Below are 17,008 nucleotides of genomic sequence, written 5' to 3'. Positions count from 1 at the left end.
GGCTGCTCCGTCTTGATCCGACGGCGGGTTCTGGCTGCCAGCCGAACGTTCGTCGGTCGGTCGGTCCTGCGAGGATCGATGACGTGCACCTCCTCTCGGTCTTCAGCCTGCGCAACCGGGCCCTCATCGCGCTCGTCACGATCGTGGTCGCGGTCTTCGGCGGCATCGCGCTCTCGAGCCTCAAGCAGGAGCTGATCCCCAGCGTCGAGTTCCCGCAGGTCGCGATCGTCAGCGCCTACCCCGGAGCCACGCCAGAGGTCGTGTCGAACGACGTCTCGACCAAGATCGAACAGGCGATCCAGGTCGTCCCGGACCTCGAGTCGACCAGTGCGACCTCGTCGACCGGGCAGAGCGTGGTGTCGGCGTCGTTCCAGTACGGATCGAACCTGGCCAGCGCCGAGGACAAGATCCAGACCGCGGTGAACGCGCTGTCGCTGCCCGACTCGGTGCAGACGCAGATCGTCACCGGGTCCTTCGACGACCTGCCGGTGCTGCAGGTCGCCGTCTCGGCGTCCGGCAACCAGGAACAGCTCGTCGACCGGCTGCAGGCCTCGGCGATCCCCGACCTCGAGAAGCTCGACGGTGTGCGGCAGGCGGACGTCTTCGGCAACCCGGGTCGTCGGGTCGTTATCACGCCGGACCAGGACGAGCTCGCCGCCCGCGGCCTCAGCCAGACGGCGATCTCGGACGCGCTCGACGACAACGGCACCCTGATCCCCGGCGGCACCCTCACCGAGGACGGCTCGACCCTGTCGGTGCAGACGGGCGAGCGGATCGCGTCGCTCAAGGACATCCGCGCCCTGCCGCTCACGAGCTCGTCGGGGTCGTCGAGTTCGGACGGGACCGGGTCGGGTGCCGCCGGTGCCGACGGGACGGCCTCGTCCGGTGACGGCACGGCTGCGGGTGCGAGCGGTACGGGGGCGACCGGCGCCGGTGCGACCGGGACCGGCGCCGGTGCGACCGGAACCGGCACGGGTACGGCCGGCACTGGCGCGAGCGGTGCCGCTCCCACCGGTGACGCCGCGGCGGGCGGGTCGACGACCGCGGCCACGCCGACGGACACCACCCTGGGCGACGTCGCGAAGGTCGCCATCGCCGAGTCGCCGCGCACCTCCATCAGCCGCGTGGACGGGCAGCAGGCGCTGACGATCTCGATCACGAAGACGCAGGAAGCCAACACCGTCGACGTCTCGAACACCGTCCGCGACGCCCTGCCCGGCATCGAGGACAAGATCGAGGGCGACCCCCGCTTCACCGTCGTCTTCGACCAGGCGCCCTACATCCAGCAGTCCATCGACTCCCTGGCCGAGGAAGGCCTGCTCGGGCTCGCCTTCGCGGTGCTCGTCATCCTGGTCTTCCTGCTGTCGTGGCGCTCCACGCTCGTCACCGCGATCTCGATCCCGACGTCGGTGCTCCTCGCGGCGATCGGCATGCGCGCCGCCGGGTACACGCTCAACATCATCACGCTGGCGGCCCTCACGATCGCGATCGGCCGCGTGGTCGACGACTCCATCGTCGTCATCGAGAACATCAAGCGGCACATGCTCCCCGGCGTCGACCGCGGCCAGGCCGTGCGGGACGCCGTTCGCGAGGTCGCCGGAGCGGTCACCGCCTCGACCCTGACCACCGTCGCGGTGTTCCTGCCGGTCGCCTTCGTCGCAGAACTCGTGGGGGAGCTGTTCCGACCGTTCGCCGTGACGGTCACCCTGGCGCTCGTCGCGTCGCTGTTCGTCTCGCTCACCATCGTGCCGGTGCTGGCGTACTGGTGGCTGCGCCCGCCGAAGGCGAAGCCGGGCGACGCGACGGCGGCAGCGGAAGCGCCCACGGACGCGGAAGCGGCACCGTCGGCGATCGATGCCGAGCGCGCGCACGAGGGCGACCGCTCGGAGGGTGCGCTCGCCTCCGCCGCGGACCTGCACGACGCCGGCCGGGTCGACCGTCTGCGCCGCGTCTACCTGCCGGTGCTCCGGTGGGTCGTCCGCAAGCCGGTCGTCGTCATCCTGCTCGCCGTGATCGTGCTCGGCGGAACGGTCGCCACGCTGCCGTTCGTCACCACGAACTACCTGGGCGACTCGGGGCAGAACACGTTCACGGTCACGCAGGACCTGAAGGCCGGTTCGAGTCTCGCCGTCCAGTCCGAGTCCGCACGCAAGGTCGAGCGGGCACTGCAGGACGTCGACGGCGTCGAGACCGTGCAGACCACCATCGGCACGAGCGGCCAGTCGATCCAGGCGGCGTTCGGCGGGGGCGGCAGCGCCTCGGTGCAGTACGCCGTCACGACCGACGCCGAAGCCGACCAGCCCACGATCCAGGCCGACGCCCGGAAGTCGATCGGGGCGATCGAGGACGTCGGCGAGGTCACCATCGCGTCGTCCGGTGGCGGGTTCGGTGGCAGCAGCGACATCGAGGTCGACGTGACCGCGCCGACCCAGTCGCAGCTCGAGACGGCGTCGCGCCAGGTGCTGAAGACCATGCAGTCGGTCCCGGACACCACGGGCGCCACGAGCAACCTGTCCGCGGCGGAACCGTTCCTCGCCGTCCGGGTCGACCGCCAAGAGGCAGCGTCACTCGGCCTCACCGAGACCCAGGTGGGTGGCCTCGTCGCCGCCGCGGTCTCGCCGCGGGACACCGGCAGCATCGAGATCGACGACGCGACGCTCGACGTCTACATCGCCGACCCGGAGCCGCCGACCACCATCGCCGCGCTCCGTGCACTCGACGTGCCGACGAGCACCGGCACGGTCCCGCTGTCCGACGTCGCCACGGTCGAGGAGTCCGAGGGCCCCACCACGGTCACCACGACGAACGCGGCCCGCACCGCCACGATCACCGTGACGCCGGACGCCACGAACCTCGGTGCGGCCGTGCAGTCCGTCACGACCGCCGTCGACGAGCTCGACCTGCCGAAGGGTGCGACCGCCTCGATCGGTGGCGTCGCCGCCAGCCAGTCGTCGGCGTTCTCGCAGCTCGGGCTCGCGGTGCTGGTCGCCGTGCTGATCGTCTACGTGATCATGGTCGCGACGTTCCGGAGCCTGCTCCAGCCGCTGCTGCTGCTCGTGTCGGTGCCGTTCGCGGCGACGGGCGCGATCCTGCTGCAGATCGCGTCGGGCGTCCCGATCGGTGTCGCGTCGCTGATTGGTCTGCTCATGCTCGTCGGCATCGTCGTGACGAACGCGATCGTGCTCATCGACCTCGTCAACCAGTACCGACGGCGCGGGTTGCGGGTGCGCGAGGCCCTGATCGAGGGCGCCACACGACGCCTCCGTCCGATCCTGATGACGGCGATGGCGACGATCTTCGCGCTGCTGCCCATGGCGATCGGGCTGACAGGCAAGTCCGGCTTCATCTCGCAGCCGCTGGCGCTGGTCGTGATCGGTGGCCTGGTGTCGTCGACGCTGCTGACGCTCGTGGTGTTGCCGGCGCTGTACTTCGTCGTCGAGCGGGCTCGCGAGCGCAACGACGACCGGATCGCCGCGGGCAAGACCCGGAAGCAGGCGCGCGCCGAGCGACGCCAGGAACGCGTGGAACTCCGGCAGGAACGACAGCGGCGACGAGCGGCGCGTTCCGGCAGCGCTGCCTAGCGGCGGTACTCGGCGTCGATCGCGGCGAGGGGCGACACGACGACGCGCTCGATCCGTTCCTCGCGCTCGACGGCCCGGAACCACGACACCAGCACCAGGGTCAGCGTCACGAGGAACACCACGGCGGAGACCTGCGACACGACGGCCAGCTGCCCGGTGACCGAGGCGTAGCCGCCGAACGACACCGCGGCGACGAACGACAGCCCGAGCAGCAGCTCCCCGAACGTCTGCAGCGCAGGGCGGTCCCAGCGGGTCGCAGCGGCGCGGGCAGGGCGGGTCGAGGTGTCGGTCACCCCCGAAGTCTGCGGCCAGGGGGTCGGCAGCGGCAGTCCCGACTCCGGGTGGCACCCACCCGGGGCACGCGGTCGGTCTCCTGCGCCGACAAGCGACAAGCGACAAGCGACAACCGGCAGCCGTTAGCCGGCAGCGCCAGCCGACAGTCGGTCGGCCGCCCGCGGTCAGCCCAACTGCGTCCGCAGGAACGTGACCACGCGGCGGCTCATCGCCTCGTCGAGCTGGGCGATCGAGTGCGCCGTGCCCTCGACCGCCACGAACGTCACCGGGACGTCGTGGGACCGGAGCGTCGCGGCGAACTCCTGCGACTCCCACATCGGGATGAACTCGTCGGTGGAGTGCCCGATGAAGAACGGCGCGGTGTCCGAGGTGACGTGGAACTCCGGCGACGCCCGCGTGGCCGCCGGACACCTGGCGTACGACCGGCACCCGAGGTAGAGCAACTGCTTGCGCTGGAAGGCCGCGGACACCCCGTCGGACTCGGTGGACCGGGTGGTCAGGTTCGTCGGCCCGCTCAGGTCCACCACGGCACGGATCCGGTCCCCGTCGGCGTACGCGGCGGAGTCGTGGTCGGTGACGGCGAGCATCGCGGCGAGGTTGCCACCGGCGCTCCCGCCGAACACGCCCACGCGCTGGGAGTCGACGTCGTAGGTCTCGAGCGTCGCGGGACGGAACACGTAGTCGAGCGCACGGCGCACGTCGTCGAGCCCCGCCGGGAACGGGTCCGTCGGCGCCAGCCGGTAGTCGACGTTGAACGTCACGAAGCCCTCGGACGCCAGGTACTTGCAAACGGACCGGTACGCGGCCGTCGCCTTGTCGCCGTGCGACCAGCTGCCGCCGTGGATCATCAGGACCGCCGGGCGTCCGGTGGTGGCCTCGACCGCTTCGGCATCGGGGTCGGCGGTGGCCGAGGCGGACGGCGTCGCAGTGGGCGTCGCCGTCGTCGCGGGGTCGCTGTCGGCGGGCAGGCACACGTCGAGGCGCTGCAGCGGGTCGGTGCCGTAGGGCACGTCGGCCACCACGTCGATGCCGTGGTAGCGCAGCGACAGCGGGTAGATGACGCTGTCCGCGGTCACGGTGGCGTTCTCGTCGCCGACCGGGTCCGTGCTGCAGGACGCCATCGCGCCGAGCGCCACGACCGCGGCGACGAGCGCGAGCACTGAGCGGCGGCCGGACTTCATCACGTCCACGCTAGCCGCCCCGGCGACCGCCCACGTCACCCGAGCGGAGGACGGCAGTGCGAGGATGAGCACGGCAGCCGCCGACCGGAGCACCGCAGGAGGACACGTGAGCAATCGCAAGGCCTGGAACGCCGATCCCGAACCACTGCTCCGCGTCGAACCCGGGTTCCGCCTCGACCAGGTGGACCCGGACGGCACCCCGGGCTTCCCCGGCCGAAAGATCGACGGCCTCGAGGCCCTCGCCGCCGGCGCCTCCCGTCTCGCCGCCCTGCAGGAGCGCCTGTACGCGGCATCGACGGCCGGCGACGAGCGCCGGGTGCTGCTCGTGCTGCAGGCGATGGACACCGCGGGCAAGGGCGGCATCGTCTCGCACGTCGTCGGTGCGGTCGACCCGAACGGCGTGCACTACGCCGGCTTCAAGGCCCCGACGGCCGAGGAGCGCGAGCACGACTTCCTCTGGCGCATCGAGAAGCAGCTGCCGGCAGCCGGGCAGCTCGGCGTGTTCGACCGCTCGCACTACGAGGACGTGCTCGCCCAGCGCGTCCGCGGGCTCGCCGCGCCGGACGAGATCGAACGCCGCTACGGCGCGATCACCGCGTTCGAGGACGGCCTCGCCGCCGCCGGCACGACCATCGTCAAGGTGATGCTGCACATCTCGAAGGACGAGCAGCGCGAGCGTCTCGGCGACCGGCTCGACCGCCCCGACAAGCACTGGAAGTTCAACCCGAGCGACATCGACGACCGCCTGCTCTGGGACCGCTACCAGCAGGCGTACCAGATCGCCCTCGACCGCACGTCGACCCCGCAGGCGCCCTGGTACGTCGTCCCCGCGAACCGCAAGTGGTACGCCCGCCTCGCCGTGCAGCAGCTCCTGCTCCGGGCGCTGGAGGACATGCACCTGTCTTGGCCGAAGGCGGACTTCGACGTCGCCGAGCAGCGTCGTCGGCTCGCGGAGTCCTGAGCGCACGACCTCCGGCCTGGAGGCCCGTCCCGCGCCCGGCACGCCGCCACCGGACCGCGTGGGGCTGGCGTCAGGGCACCGGCTCGCGTAGACTCGCTCGGTCGGCCTTCGACGTCGTGACATTGTGATCACGGAAATTCTGCTGGGTGTGTGTTGCTCGAGGGCTGGAATCACGTCGACTCGCGACGGGATGAACCCCCTCTCCGCAAGCAGCCCCCGCCGATGTCGCTGTCGGGCGCTGCGGTACGTTGCGCACCCGAGAAAGCAGCCATGGCCCCGTACAACAAGGGCGGCGCGGACAACCGCGCCTCCGACCGCGTCCGCCACCCGAACGGCACCCCCGCCGCCCGCAGCAGCAAGCACCGCGGGTTCCGCGCCGCCGACTCGTCGCAGCCGCGCCAGAAGCAGCGCTGGGACGCCGAGGAGCGTCGCGGTCGCGCGTCGCAGGGTGAGCGTCCGGCCCGTCCGAACTGGGAGCCGCGTGACAGTGGCGGCCAGCGTCGCCCCGACCGCGACGACCGTGGTGGTCGCGGCTTCAACCGTGACGACCGCGCCCCGCGTCGCTTCGATCGTGACGACCGTGCGCCTCGTCGTGACAACGACGACCGCCCGCGTCGCTCGTTCGACCGCGATGACCGTGCACCGCGTTCGTTCAACCGTGACGACCGTGCACCGCGCAGCTTCAACCGCGATGACCGTGCGCCCCGTCGTGACAACGACGACCGTCCGCGTCGCTTCGACCGCGACGACCGCGCCCCGCGCAGCTTCAACCGTGATGACCGTGCCCCGCGTCGTGACAACGACGACCGTCCGCGTCGTTCGTTCGACCGTGACGACCGTGCGCCCCGTCGGGACAACGACGACCGCCCGCGTCGTTCATTCGACCGTGACGACCGTGCGCCCCGTCGGGACAACGACGACCGTCCCCGTCGCAGCTTCGACCGTGATGACCGCGCTCCGCGCAAGTTCGACCGCGACGACCGCGCTCCTCGTTCGTTCAACCGCGACGACCGCGCGCCCCGCCGTGACAACGACGACCGCCCGCGTCGCTCGTTCGACCGCGACGACCGCGCCCCGCGCAAGTTCGACCGTGACGACCGCAGCGACCGCACCCCGCGCCGCTCGTTCGACGAGCCCGAGCGCGGCAAGTTCGTGCCCGCAGACGACGTCAAGCTCGAGAAGCTCCAGGCCGAGGCCACCATCGCGGCCGACGTCGAGGGCGTGACCTTCGGCGACCTGGGCATCGGCGGCAACATCTCCCGCGCCCTGCAGGAGCTCGGCGCCTCGAGCCCGTTCCCGATCCAGGCGGCGACGATCCCCGACGTGCTCGCCGGCAAGGACGTCCTCGGCCGTGGCCGCACCGGCTCCGGCAAGACCATCGCCTTCGGTGCGCCGCTGGTCGAGAAGCTCATGGAGCACGGCGGCGGCACCAAGCGCAAGATGGGCCGCGCCCCGCGTGCGCTCATCCTCGCGCCGACCCGTGAGCTCGCCCTGCAGATCGACCGCACGGTGCAGCCGATCGCCCGCTCGGTCGGCCTGTTCACGACGCAGATCTACGGCGGCGTCCCCTACGGCCGCCAGGAGGGCGCACTCGAGCGCGGCGTCGACATCATCGTCGGCACCCCCGGTCGTGTGCAGGACCTCATGAACAAGGGGAAGCTCGACCTCAGCGAGGTCATCATCTCCGTGCTCGACGAGGCCGACCACATGTGCGACCTCGGGTTCCTCGAGCCGGTGCAGGAGATCCTCTCCGCCACGGCCGAGGTGACCCCGCAGGGCAACCGTGCGCAGAAGCTGCTGTTCAGTGCGACGCTCGACACCCAGGTCGCGGCGCTCGTCGAGCAGTTCCTGCACGAGCCGAGCGTGCACGAGGTCGCGGGTGAGGACCAGGCGTCCTCGACCATCGACCACCGCGTCCTCGTGGTCGAGCAGCGCGAGAAGGACCGTCTCCTCGAGGAGCTGGTCGCCGGCGACGGCAAGACCATCGTCTTCGCCCGGACCCGCGCCTACGCCGAGCGGCTGGCCGACCAGTTCGAGGACGCCGGCATCCGCGCGACCTCGCTCCACGGTGACCTGAACCAGTCGCGCCGCACGCGCAACCTGCAGCTGCTCACGAGCGGCCGGGTGAACGTGCTCGTCGCCACCGACGTCGCGGCCCGCGGCATCCACGTCGACGACGTCTCGCTCGTCGTGCAGGCGGACGCCCCGGACGACTACAAGGCGTACATGCACCGCTCCGGCCGCACGGGTCGTGCCGGCAAGGAGGGCACGGTCGTGACGATCGTCCCGCGTGGCCGCATCCGCAAGATCGAGGGCATCCTCGAGCGCGCCGAGATCGAGGCCGACCTGGTGCAGGCCGCACCCGGTGACGGCATCGTGTCGGAGCTCGCCGCGCGGTAGTCGCGACCACACGACGGACGGGAGGCCCGGTACCAGCTGGTACCGGGCCTCCCGTCCGTCACATGGTGAGCACCAAGGGTCGGGTCGCGATGTCGGACCCGACCATTCCTGCTCACGAAGCGACCGCGCGACCGCGCGCGCTCAGCGGTTGAAGAACAGCAGCCCGCGCACGAAGCCGGCCTGTCCGGCGTGCTGCGTGCAGTCGTCCAGGATGCTCACGAGCCGCGCGCCGGCCGTCACGGGCGGGTCCCACGCGTCGTCGACGACGGGGTCGAGGTCGTCCGGGCCGAGCGTGCCGAGGTACGCGACCGTGCGCTCGTGCACGGCCCGCAGGTACCCGGTGAGCAGCTCGGCAGAGGCCCGCACCCGCCCGACGTCGTCGCGGGACATGCCGTAGCCGAGCGCCTCGGCCGGGAACGGCAGCCCGAACCGGTCGTACCAGCCGTCCGCCGTCCAGACCTGCTCGGAGCCGGCGAGGTCGGCGATCTGCACGTCCTGGCCGCGGGCGATGTGCCACGCGAGCCACGCGAGGGTGTTCGCCCCGGCTGCCGGTCGTGCCGCGAGCTGGTCTTCGGAGAGCCCGTCGACGGCCCGCTCGACGGTCTCGGGGATGCGGGAGAACGCTTCGGTGAGGAGTTCAGAGGGGGTCATGGCGCTCACGCTACGCGCGGGCCGTGACACCCGCTGTCACGCTGTGGACGACCTGTGGTGGCGTTCCAGGGCGGCGGCGAACCCCTCGAAGGCGGCCGCGACCACGGCGCGGTCCGACGGTGCGACGACCTGCTGGAAGGCCTGCGAGTAGACGGCACCGACCTCGCGGGCGACCGCCGTGCCCGACGGGGTGAGGTGCAGCAGCACGCTCCGGCGGTCCTCGGGGTTCGGGCGACGCTCCAGGTGTCCGTGCTTCTCGAGCCGGTCGATCAGCGACGTCATCGCCCCGGTGGTGAGCTCGAGGTACTCGCCGGCCTGCTTCGGGGTCACGCCGTGGCCGCCGGCTGCGTTGAGGAAGAACACGAAGCGGGTGTCCGTGGCGTTCAGTCCGCGGCTCGTGCTCTCGTGGTGCAGGACCCGCGCGTGCTGCATCTGGAGCACCCGGAAGGCGGTGAGCAGTCGTGGCAGGTCGGCGTCGGGGTCCGTGTCGACGGTGACGGGGTCCATCGCGGTGACGTCGGGCGACATGGGTGCCGGCGGTGTGGTGGGGGCGACGCGTGCCGTGGGGACGGCGGGTGCGTGCGGGGGGAGGACGACCGGGTCGGTGTCCGTCATGGGAGCTCTTCTCGGGTACAGGGTGGGAAGTTCAGTCAACAAGTAACTCACTCGTCAAGATACCCCCATCAGTGGGGACATCTCAGGTCTTGTGAGCTGCTCGAACGCCAAGTAGCTTGATCGTCGTACCACCTCGGCACGTAGCGCGACCAACCACCGCGGGCCCGTCCGAACCACCGATCAGATCTCTTCCTCACGGAGTCCAACCATGTCTCGTGTCACGCCTCGTGCTGCCCGCCTCGCCGCCTGGATCGCCATCCCCGCCGCCCTCGTCGCCTCGGGGGTCGTCGTCTCGACGGCCTCGTACGCGGCCTTCTCCTCGACCACCGTCAACCCGACGAACAACTGGACGGCCGGCAGTGTCGCCCTGTCCGACGACGACAACAACACCGCGCTGTTCACGGCGAACAACCTGAAGCCCGGCTCGACCGGTGCGAACTGCATCGCGGTGACCTCGACCGGTTCACTGCCCTCGGCCGTGAAGCTCTACGGCACGAACGTCTCGACCACGAAGGACCTGGCGGCGAACGTCAACCTGACCGTCGAGCAGGGCACCGGCGGCGGCTTCGGCTCCTGCTCCGGCTTCACCCCGGCCGCCACCGGCGGCTCGCTCTACAGCGGCACCGTCGCGGGCTTCGGCGCCGCCTCGACCAACTACGCGACCGGCGTCGGCACCTGGGCCCCGACCGGCACCGCGTCCGAGACGCGCGTCTACCGCGTCACCTACACGGTCTCGAGCACCGCCCCGAACACCGTGCAGGGCGGCACCGCAGCCCTCGGCTTCACCTGGGAGGCCCAGAACAGCTGAGCCGGGACCGGGGCCGAACCAGCCCCGTCCGTTCCCTCCCCGCAACGCGCCCCCGGTCGAAGGCAGTCATGAGCAGCATCGCAGTGCACGGTGGTCCCGCACCGCACGCAGCGGTCCGTGACGCCGTCGACTGGGGGCGCGTCGTCGTCGCCACCCTCGCCCGGGGCGTGGTCGCGACGCTGCTCGGCCTCGCGCTCTGGGCGGCCGCGCCGGCGCTCATCGGGTGGCAGCCGACCACCGTGATGACCGGTTCGATGGAGCCGCGGATCGTCCCCGGCGACGTGGTCGTCTCGCGTCCGGTCGGCTCGGGCGAGATCGCCACGGGCAAGGTCCTGCTCGCCGACGACCCGGACCAGGCGGACCACCTGCGCATGCACCGCTACGTCGAGGACGGCCCCGGCGGCACCATGGTCACGAAGGGCGACGCCAACCCCCAGCAGGACTCCACACCGATCGAGCGCTCGGCCGTGCACGGCATCGCCTTCCTGCGCATCCCGTTCATCGGGACACCGATCCGCTGGATCAGCGCGGGGGAGTGGGGCCTGGTCGCGATGCTCGCGCTCGGTCTGACCGCGGTGCTCGCGCTCTGCACGATCGACGGGTCGCTCCGGCGACTCGTCGAGGCCGACGACGACGACGCCGCCGCCGGTGGTCCGGACGGCGCGGCCGGCCCGGACGACGCCACCGGTCCGGTGGACGGTACGGACGACGGCCTGGAGGCGCGGGGCGGCGCCGCCACGGGCCTCCCGACCGCCGCGCCCACCGTCCTCACCCGTCGCGCGCTGCGTCGACGAGTCCGTCGCAGGCGGCGGCTGCGCCGCCTCGGTGGGGGCGCCGCGGTGCTCGCGCTCGCGGCGGCCACCGGCGTCCTGCTGCCCGGAGCGGCGGACGCGGCCCCGTGGTCGCGGACCACCGTCGCACCGACCGCGACCTTCACGGCGGGCACGGCGACCGGTGTCCCCACCCTGACCTGTGTGCCGGCCGGGTCGAACACGGTGACGATCGCCTGGACCTACGACAACGGCGCGACCGTGCCGGTGTCGTTCGACCTGATGAACGGGACGACACAGGTGGCCAGCACGACGACTGCCGGGGCCCGCTCAATGGTCTACGGGGGCGCCGGACTCCTGAACCTCGGCACGACGTACGAGCTGCGCCTCCGCACGAACCTCGGCAACAACTGGACCGCGACGAGCACACCGACGGTCAAGGTCCGGGTCGTCTCGGTGCTGGGCCTGGCGTCCGCGAGCTGCGTGACCGCCTGAGTCCTCCACAGGGCACCGCGAGGTGTCCGGAGATGTCCCCGGCCGGCGTTACCGTGGCGGCATGCGCATCCTGCACACCGGCGACTGGCACCTCGGCCGCACACTGCTGGGTGCCGACCTGCTCGAGCACCAGGCCGCGTTCACCGACTGGCTCGTCGACCTCGCCCGCGAGCGCGCGGTCGACCTCGTCGTCATCGCGGGCGACGTCTACGACCGTGCGATCCCGCCCGTCGACGCCGTCCGCATGCTCTCGCGCGTGCTCGAGCGGCTCGCCGAGACCACCACGGTGGTGCTCACCCCGGGCAACCACGACTCCGCCGCGCGGCTCGGCTTCGGGGCCGGCGTGATGGGGCAGCGCGTGCGCATCCTCGCCGAGCCGGCCCACGTGGCCGATCCGGTGCTCGTGCCCGACGACGACGGCCCGGTGGCCGTGTACGGCATCCCGTACCTGCACCCCGACCTCACGCGGTACGCCCTGGCGGCGGTCCCCGACGAACCCCTCGCCCGCTCACACCACGCCGTCGTGCACGCCGCCACCGAACGGATCCGCGCCGACCTCGCGACGCGGGCCGACACCCGCAGCGTCGTCGTCGCGCACGCCTTCGTCGGGGGCGCTGACCCGAGCGACAGCGAGCAGGACATCCGCGTCGGCGGGGTCGACCGTGTGGCCGAGTCGGTGTTCGACGGGTTCGACTACGTCGCCCTCGGGCACCTGCACGGCCCGCAGCGCGTCGGCGAGGGCGACCGGATCCGGTACGCCGGGTCGCCGCTGGCGTTCTCGTTCGGCGAGCGGCACCAGCGGAAGTCCGTGACCATCGCCGACCTCGACGCGGCCGGTGCCGTCACCGTCGAGCTCGTGCCGACCCCGGTACCGCGGCGGCTCGTCGACGTGCGGGGCAGCATCGACGCCATCGAGTCCGGCGAGTTCCGGGCCGACGCCGACGCCTGGGTGCGGGTCGCGGTGACCGACACCGTGCACCCCGAACGCATGTACGCCCGCGTGAAGGACCACTTCCCGCACGCCCTGGCGATCACGCACGAACCGGCGGACCGGCCGGCCGCCACCGCCGCGCGGGCCGTCACCGCGACGTCTGACCCGGTCGAGGTCGCCGGCGACTTCGTGGCCTTCGCCACCGGCGGGCTGCCCGACGACGACGAACGGGCGGTCCTCACCGAGGCGTACGAGGCCGCGGCGCTCGCCCTGCAGCGCGAGGGGGACCGCTGATGTACCTGCACCGACTCGAACTGCGCGCCATCGGGCCCTACCCCGACCTCGTGACCATCGACTTCGCGGCGCTGGCCGCGTCCGGGGTCTTCCTGCTCGAGGGGCCGACCGGTTCCGGCAAGTCGACGATCATCGACGCCGTCGTGTTCGCCCTGTACGGCGGACTCGCCGGTTCCGACGCCAGCTCCGACCGGCTGCACAGCCAGCACGCCGACCCCGCGGTCGAGCCGTTCGTCGAGCTCGTGTTCGAGACCGGTGCTGGCACGTACCGGGTCCGTCGCACCCCGCAGTACGACCGCCCGAAGCAGCGGGGGACCGGCACGGTGAAGCAGCAGGCGTCGGTGCAGCTGTTCCGGCTCGCCGCGCCGACCGACGTCGCCGGCGAACCCATGTCGTCCCGCATCCCCGAGGTCGGGGTCGAGATCGCCCGGATCGTCGGGCTCGACCGCGCGCAGTTCCTGCAGACCGTGGTGCTGCCGCAGGGCGAGTTCGCACGGTTCCTCCGCTCCCCGGGGGAAGACCGCCGGAAGCTCCTGCAGTCGCTGTTCGGCACCCAGGTCTACGACCGCACCGCCGACGAGCTCGCCGCTCGCCGCCGGGCCGTGCAGGCCGAGGTCGAGGGGGCCGACGACCGCGTCCGCGAGGCCCTGGCCCGGTTCGCGCAGGCGGCCGACCTCGCCGACGCCGACGAGTCCGTCGTCCCCGGCACGGTGGCGTCCCTCCGCGCGACGGCCGACGCCGCCGGGGCGGCCCGGACGGCTGCGGCTGCCGCTGCGACGGCGGCGACCGAACACGAACGATCGGTGACGGCCCGTGCGGCCGCCCTCGAACGGCGAGCGGCGCTGCTGCGGCGGCAGGCGCTCCTCGACGACGACGCCCCGGCGATCGAGCAGGCACGGGCCGCGGTCGCGACGGCCGAGCGCGCCGCCCGGGTCGCCGCGGTGGCCGACGGCCTCGACGCCGCAACCGTCCGGGCGGACGACACCGCCGCGGCAGCCGCCCGGTTGCGCGAGCAGCACGCACTCGGCGCCGTCGACGCACAGCAGGTCGCCCGGCGCCGCGACTCGCTGACCGACGCCCTGTCCGACGTCCGGCACCTCGTCGCGGTCGAGGCCGAGGCAGACACCAGGCGCACCGCCATCGCCGGGGCCACTGCGACCGCATCGCGCCTCACCGACGACCTCGCCGCCCTCGACACCGCGCTCGAGGCCCGGCCGACGGAACGAGCCCGGATCGTCGAGGCCGCCCGGACTGCCTCGACGACCGCTGCCGGCGCCGACGCCGCCGCGCACGAGGTCACCCGGGTGCAGTCGCTCCGCGCCGACCTGGCCGCCCGCGACCGCGCCGAACAGCGGGTCGCCGGTGCCGAACGCATCGTGGCCGATGCCCGCCGTCGGGCCACCGAGGCGCTCGACGCCGAACGCTCCCTGCGCGAGCGGCGGATCGCCGGACTCGCCGGAGAGCTCGGTGCCGCGCTGACCCCCGGCGACCCCTGCCCGGTGTGCGGATCGACGGCGCACCCGTCGGTGGCCGCGCCACAGGACGACCACCCGACGATCCAGGCGGTGGAGTCAGCGGGCGACGCCACGCGTACGGCCGACCAGCAGCTCGCCGACGCCGCGGCCGACCTGGCCGTCGAGCGCGCCGAGCACCTCCGGCTGACCGACGTCGTCGGCACCGTCGACACGGTCGCCCTCGACGCCATGGCGGTGGCCGCCGACGAGCGGGTCCGAGCGGCGCACGACGCGGCGGCGCTGGTGCTGGAGCACGAGCGCGAGCGGACGGCGCACGACACCGCGACGCGGGCGCTCGAGCGCGAACGGAACGACCTCGATGCCCGGCGCACGGTGCTCGCGTCGACCGCGGCCTCCGATGCCGAGCGGCTCGAGGCCGACCTGCGATCCGTGCACGAGGCAATCGTCCGGCTCGCAGCACTGCTCGACAGCGACGACGGCAGCTCGCCGGTGTCGTTCCGGGCCGTGGTCGACGAACTCGACGGACGGCTGACGGTGCTCCGCGCCGTCGCCGAGGCCGACGACCGCGCGGCCGCCGCAGCCCGCGCCCGCGACGAGCGCAGCGCCGAGGTCGCCCGGGTCCTCGACGAGCAGGGGTTCCCCGACGTCGACGCCGCACGAGCCGGCCTGCTCGACCCCGACACCGTCGCACACTTCCGCAGCAGCATCAGCGCCGCCGAGGCCGAACGCGCCGTCGTGCGGGCAGGGCTCGACGACCCCGCGGTGGTGCAGGCTGCCGACGACGATCCGGAGCAGCTCGACGTGCCGGCGGCCCAGGCCGAACGGGTCCGCGGAACGGCCGAGCTCGACGAGGCCACCCGGCTCGCGGTGACCGCTGCCCACCGCGCCGAGGCCGTCGAGCGGTGTGCGACCGAGGTCGACCGCACCGTCCGTGCGCGACAGGAGACCTCGGCCCGCAGCCGCGCGGTCGTCCGGCTCGCCGACGTCGCGAACGGGGTGGCATCGGTCAACCCGACCGGCATCACGCTCGGCACCTACGTGCTCATGCGTCGCTTCGAGGACGTCGTGGCGGCGGCGAACGACCGGTTGCGCGGCATGCTCGCCGGGCGGTTCACCCTCGAGACCTCCGACGAACGGGAATCCGGGTCACGGGCGCGACGGACGGGGCTCGCCCTCGCCGTGCACGACCACACGACCGACACCGTCCGCGATCCCCGCAGCCTGTCCGGCGGCGAGACGTTCACCGTGTCGCTGTGCCTGGCGCTCGGGCTGGCCGACGTCGTGCAGGCCGAGGCCGGCGGGGTCTCGCTCGGCACCCTGTTCGTCGACGAGGGGTTCGGCACGCTCGACCCCGAGACCCTCGACGACGTCATCGGGCAGCTGTCGCGACTGACCGCGGGCGGGCGACAGGTCGGGATCGTCAGCCACGTCGAGGAACTCAAGCAGCGGATCCCCGAGCGGATCGCCGTGCGACGCACCCCGGCCGGCGGGTCGCAGGTGACGACCACGGTCTGACCAGACCAGACCGGACCGGACGCTACGGGGTCGGCGTCGACTCCACCGTGCCGTCCGGCGGCGGCAGGATGTCCGCGGCGATCCACGGGAACACCCACTGGAACAGCACGAACACGATGGCGACGAGGAGCACGAGCAGCTCGAGCACCTTCAGGGCGGTGGGGCCGGGCAGCAGCCGCCAGACCAGGGGGAAGATCACTTGGCGGTCTCCGAGAGTTCCTTCGGGGTGCCCTCGGACGCGGGCATCCAGTAGTCGAGCTTCGCGTGCGTCACGAACCGCTCCGCCGCGGACCACATCGGGTGGCAGGCGGTCAGCGTGAGCCAGCGGTCCTGGGGGGTCGGTTCCACGCCGGGCTTGTTCGGCACCGGCGCGATCGTCTCGATCTTGTCGGGCGTGACGATCTGGCTGTCGGTGACCTTGTAGACGTACCAGACGTCGAACTTCGTCTTCGCGTCGGTGACCCGGACCACGACCGAGTCGCCCTTCTTGAGCTCCGCGATCTGGTTGAGGGGCTTGCCGTAGGTGACCCGGTGTCCGGCAACGGCGAAGTTGCCGGGGGCGCCGGGCATCGCGGTGTCCTGGTAGTGGCCGAGCCCGATCGTGTTGAGGACCTTCTCACGATCCGTGCCCTCGCCGATCGGCCGGTTGTAGTCCTTGCCGAACCGGGGGATCTGCATCGTGCCGAACACGTCCGACAACCCCGGCGGTTCGTCCAGCACGGGTGCGGTGCCGCGGTGCTCGGTGCCCTCGACCTTCGGGGTCTTGACCTGGTCGAGGCCCTGCACGAGTTTCGTCTGCTCGTTCACGGCGACCACGTCGGTCCACCACGCCGTCCACACGACGTACAGGCCGGTGCCGGCGCCCGCGATGATGAGCAACTCGGCGACGAGCGACACGATCGCGCCGCCGACCGTCTGCCGTCTGCGCGGGGAACGCCGGGACCGCGAACCGGCTTCGTCGTCCCGTGCGCTGCGGCGCGACGGGAGGGTGTCGTGTGCGGTCACGGGGCTCCTGATCGGCTGGGTGGTCGGACAGG

The 17,008-nt window shown here is 72.4% G+C and carries 13 protein-coding genes; 7 read left to right on the top strand and 6 right to left on the bottom strand.

Annotated features, from left to right (window positions below; genetic code table 11):
- The first annotated feature begins 83 nt into the window (after window positions 1–83).
- Window positions 84–3,581: an efflux RND transporter permease subunit gene (locus HP445_RS03700; protein ID WP_128781595.1), complete on the top strand. Its 3,498-nt coding sequence runs from the start codon at window positions 84–86 to the stop codon at window positions 3,579–3,581.
- Here HP445_RS03700 and HP445_RS03695 read toward each other — a convergent pair.
- On the bottom strand, window positions 3,578–3,874 hold the full coding sequence (locus HP445_RS03695; RefSeq protein ID WP_111034007.1) for a hypothetical protein: 297 nt from the start codon (window positions 3,872–3,874) through the stop codon (window positions 3,578–3,580). The two genes, HP445_RS03700 and HP445_RS03695, sit on opposite strands and share 4 nt — an antisense overlap.
- Window positions 3,875–4,039: 165 nt before the next feature.
- On the bottom strand, window positions 4,040–5,056 hold the full coding sequence (locus tag HP445_RS03690) for an alpha/beta hydrolase (protein WP_128781596.1): 1,017 nt from the start codon (window positions 5,054–5,056) through the stop codon (window positions 4,040–4,042).
- Between the two features lie 106 nt (window positions 5,057–5,162).
- Here HP445_RS03690 and HP445_RS03685 point away from each other — a divergent pair, with 106 nt between their 5' ends.
- Window positions 5,163–6,017 (top strand): polyphosphate kinase 2 family protein, encoded by an 855-nt coding sequence (locus HP445_RS03685; RefSeq protein WP_084741266.1) that lies wholly within the window; start codon window positions 5,163–5,165, stop codon window positions 6,015–6,017.
- Between the two features lie 270 nt (window positions 6,018–6,287).
- Window positions 6,288–8,417: a DEAD/DEAH box helicase gene (locus tag HP445_RS03680; RefSeq protein WP_111088703.1), complete on the top strand. Its 2,130-nt coding sequence runs from the start codon at window positions 6,288–6,290 to the stop codon at window positions 8,415–8,417.
- Window positions 8,418–8,558: 141 nt separating this feature from the next.
- Here HP445_RS03680 and HP445_RS03675 read toward each other — a convergent pair whose 3' ends face one another.
- Window positions 8,559–9,068 (bottom strand): mycothiol transferase, encoded by a 510-nt coding sequence (locus HP445_RS03675; protein WP_111024957.1) that lies wholly within the window; start codon window positions 9,066–9,068, stop codon window positions 8,559–8,561.
- 36 nt (window positions 9,069–9,104) lie between these two features.
- Complete coding sequence (locus HP445_RS03670; RefSeq protein ID WP_111034011.1) at window positions 9,105–9,683, bottom strand: MarR family winged helix-turn-helix transcriptional regulator; 579 nt, start codon at window positions 9,681–9,683, stop codon at window positions 9,105–9,107.
- A gap of 208 nt (window positions 9,684–9,891) precedes the next feature.
- Here HP445_RS03670 and HP445_RS03665 point away from each other — a divergent pair, with 208 nt between their 5' ends.
- The 4 genes from HP445_RS03665 to HP445_RS03650 all read left to right on the top strand — a co-directional run bounded on the left by HP445_RS03665 (window position 9,892) and on the right by HP445_RS03650 (window position 15,971).
- Entirely contained in the window at window positions 9,892–10,491 is a 600-nt protein-coding gene (locus HP445_RS03665) for a M73 family metallopeptidase (protein ID WP_110864334.1), read from the top strand.
- A 68-nt stretch (window positions 10,492–10,559) separates the two neighbouring features.
- Window positions 10,560–11,756 carry a S24/S26 family peptidase gene (locus HP445_RS03660; protein WP_164941279.1) on the top strand — a complete coding sequence of 399 codons (1,197 nt, stop codon included), beginning with the start codon at window positions 10,560–10,562 and terminating at the stop codon, window positions 11,754–11,756.
- A 61-nt stretch (window positions 11,757–11,817) separates the two neighbouring features.
- On the top strand, window positions 11,818–12,981 hold the full coding sequence (locus tag HP445_RS03655; protein WP_128781597.1) for a metallophosphoesterase family protein: 1,164 nt from the start codon (window positions 11,818–11,820) through the stop codon (window positions 12,979–12,981).
- Window positions 12,981–15,971, top strand: coding sequence for an AAA family ATPase (locus tag HP445_RS03650; protein WP_128781598.1), 2,991 nt, complete (start codon window positions 12,981–12,983; stop codon window positions 15,969–15,971). The genes HP445_RS03655 and HP445_RS03650 overlap by 1 nt, the downstream gene beginning before the upstream one ends.
- Before the next feature lie 22 nt (window positions 15,972–15,993).
- Here the strand turns inward: HP445_RS03650 and HP445_RS03645 are convergent, their stop codons facing one another.
- Both HP445_RS03645 and HP445_RS03640 read right to left on the bottom strand, forming a co-directional pair.
- Window positions 15,994–16,170: a hypothetical protein gene (locus tag HP445_RS03645; protein ID WP_156463787.1), complete on the bottom strand. Its 177-nt coding sequence runs from the start codon at window positions 16,168–16,170 to the stop codon at window positions 15,994–15,996.
- The gene (locus HP445_RS03640) at window positions 16,167–16,976 is read right to left on the bottom strand and encodes a class E sortase (RefSeq protein WP_241660484.1); all 810 of its coding nucleotides are present in this window, start codon (window positions 16,974–16,976) and stop codon (window positions 16,167–16,169) included. The genes HP445_RS03645 and HP445_RS03640 overlap by 4 nt, the downstream gene beginning before the upstream one ends.
- Window positions 16,977–17,008: the final 32 nt, after the last annotated feature.

Origin of the sequence: Curtobacterium flaccumfaciens, assembly GCF_013359815.1 — a bacterium.
Taxonomy (GTDB): domain Bacteria; phylum Actinomycetota; class Actinomycetes; order Actinomycetales; family Microbacteriaceae; genus Curtobacterium; species Curtobacterium flaccumfaciens.
The sequence above is the reverse complement of the archived record's forward strand: the minus strand, read 5'-3'. Positions and strand labels throughout refer to the sequence as shown.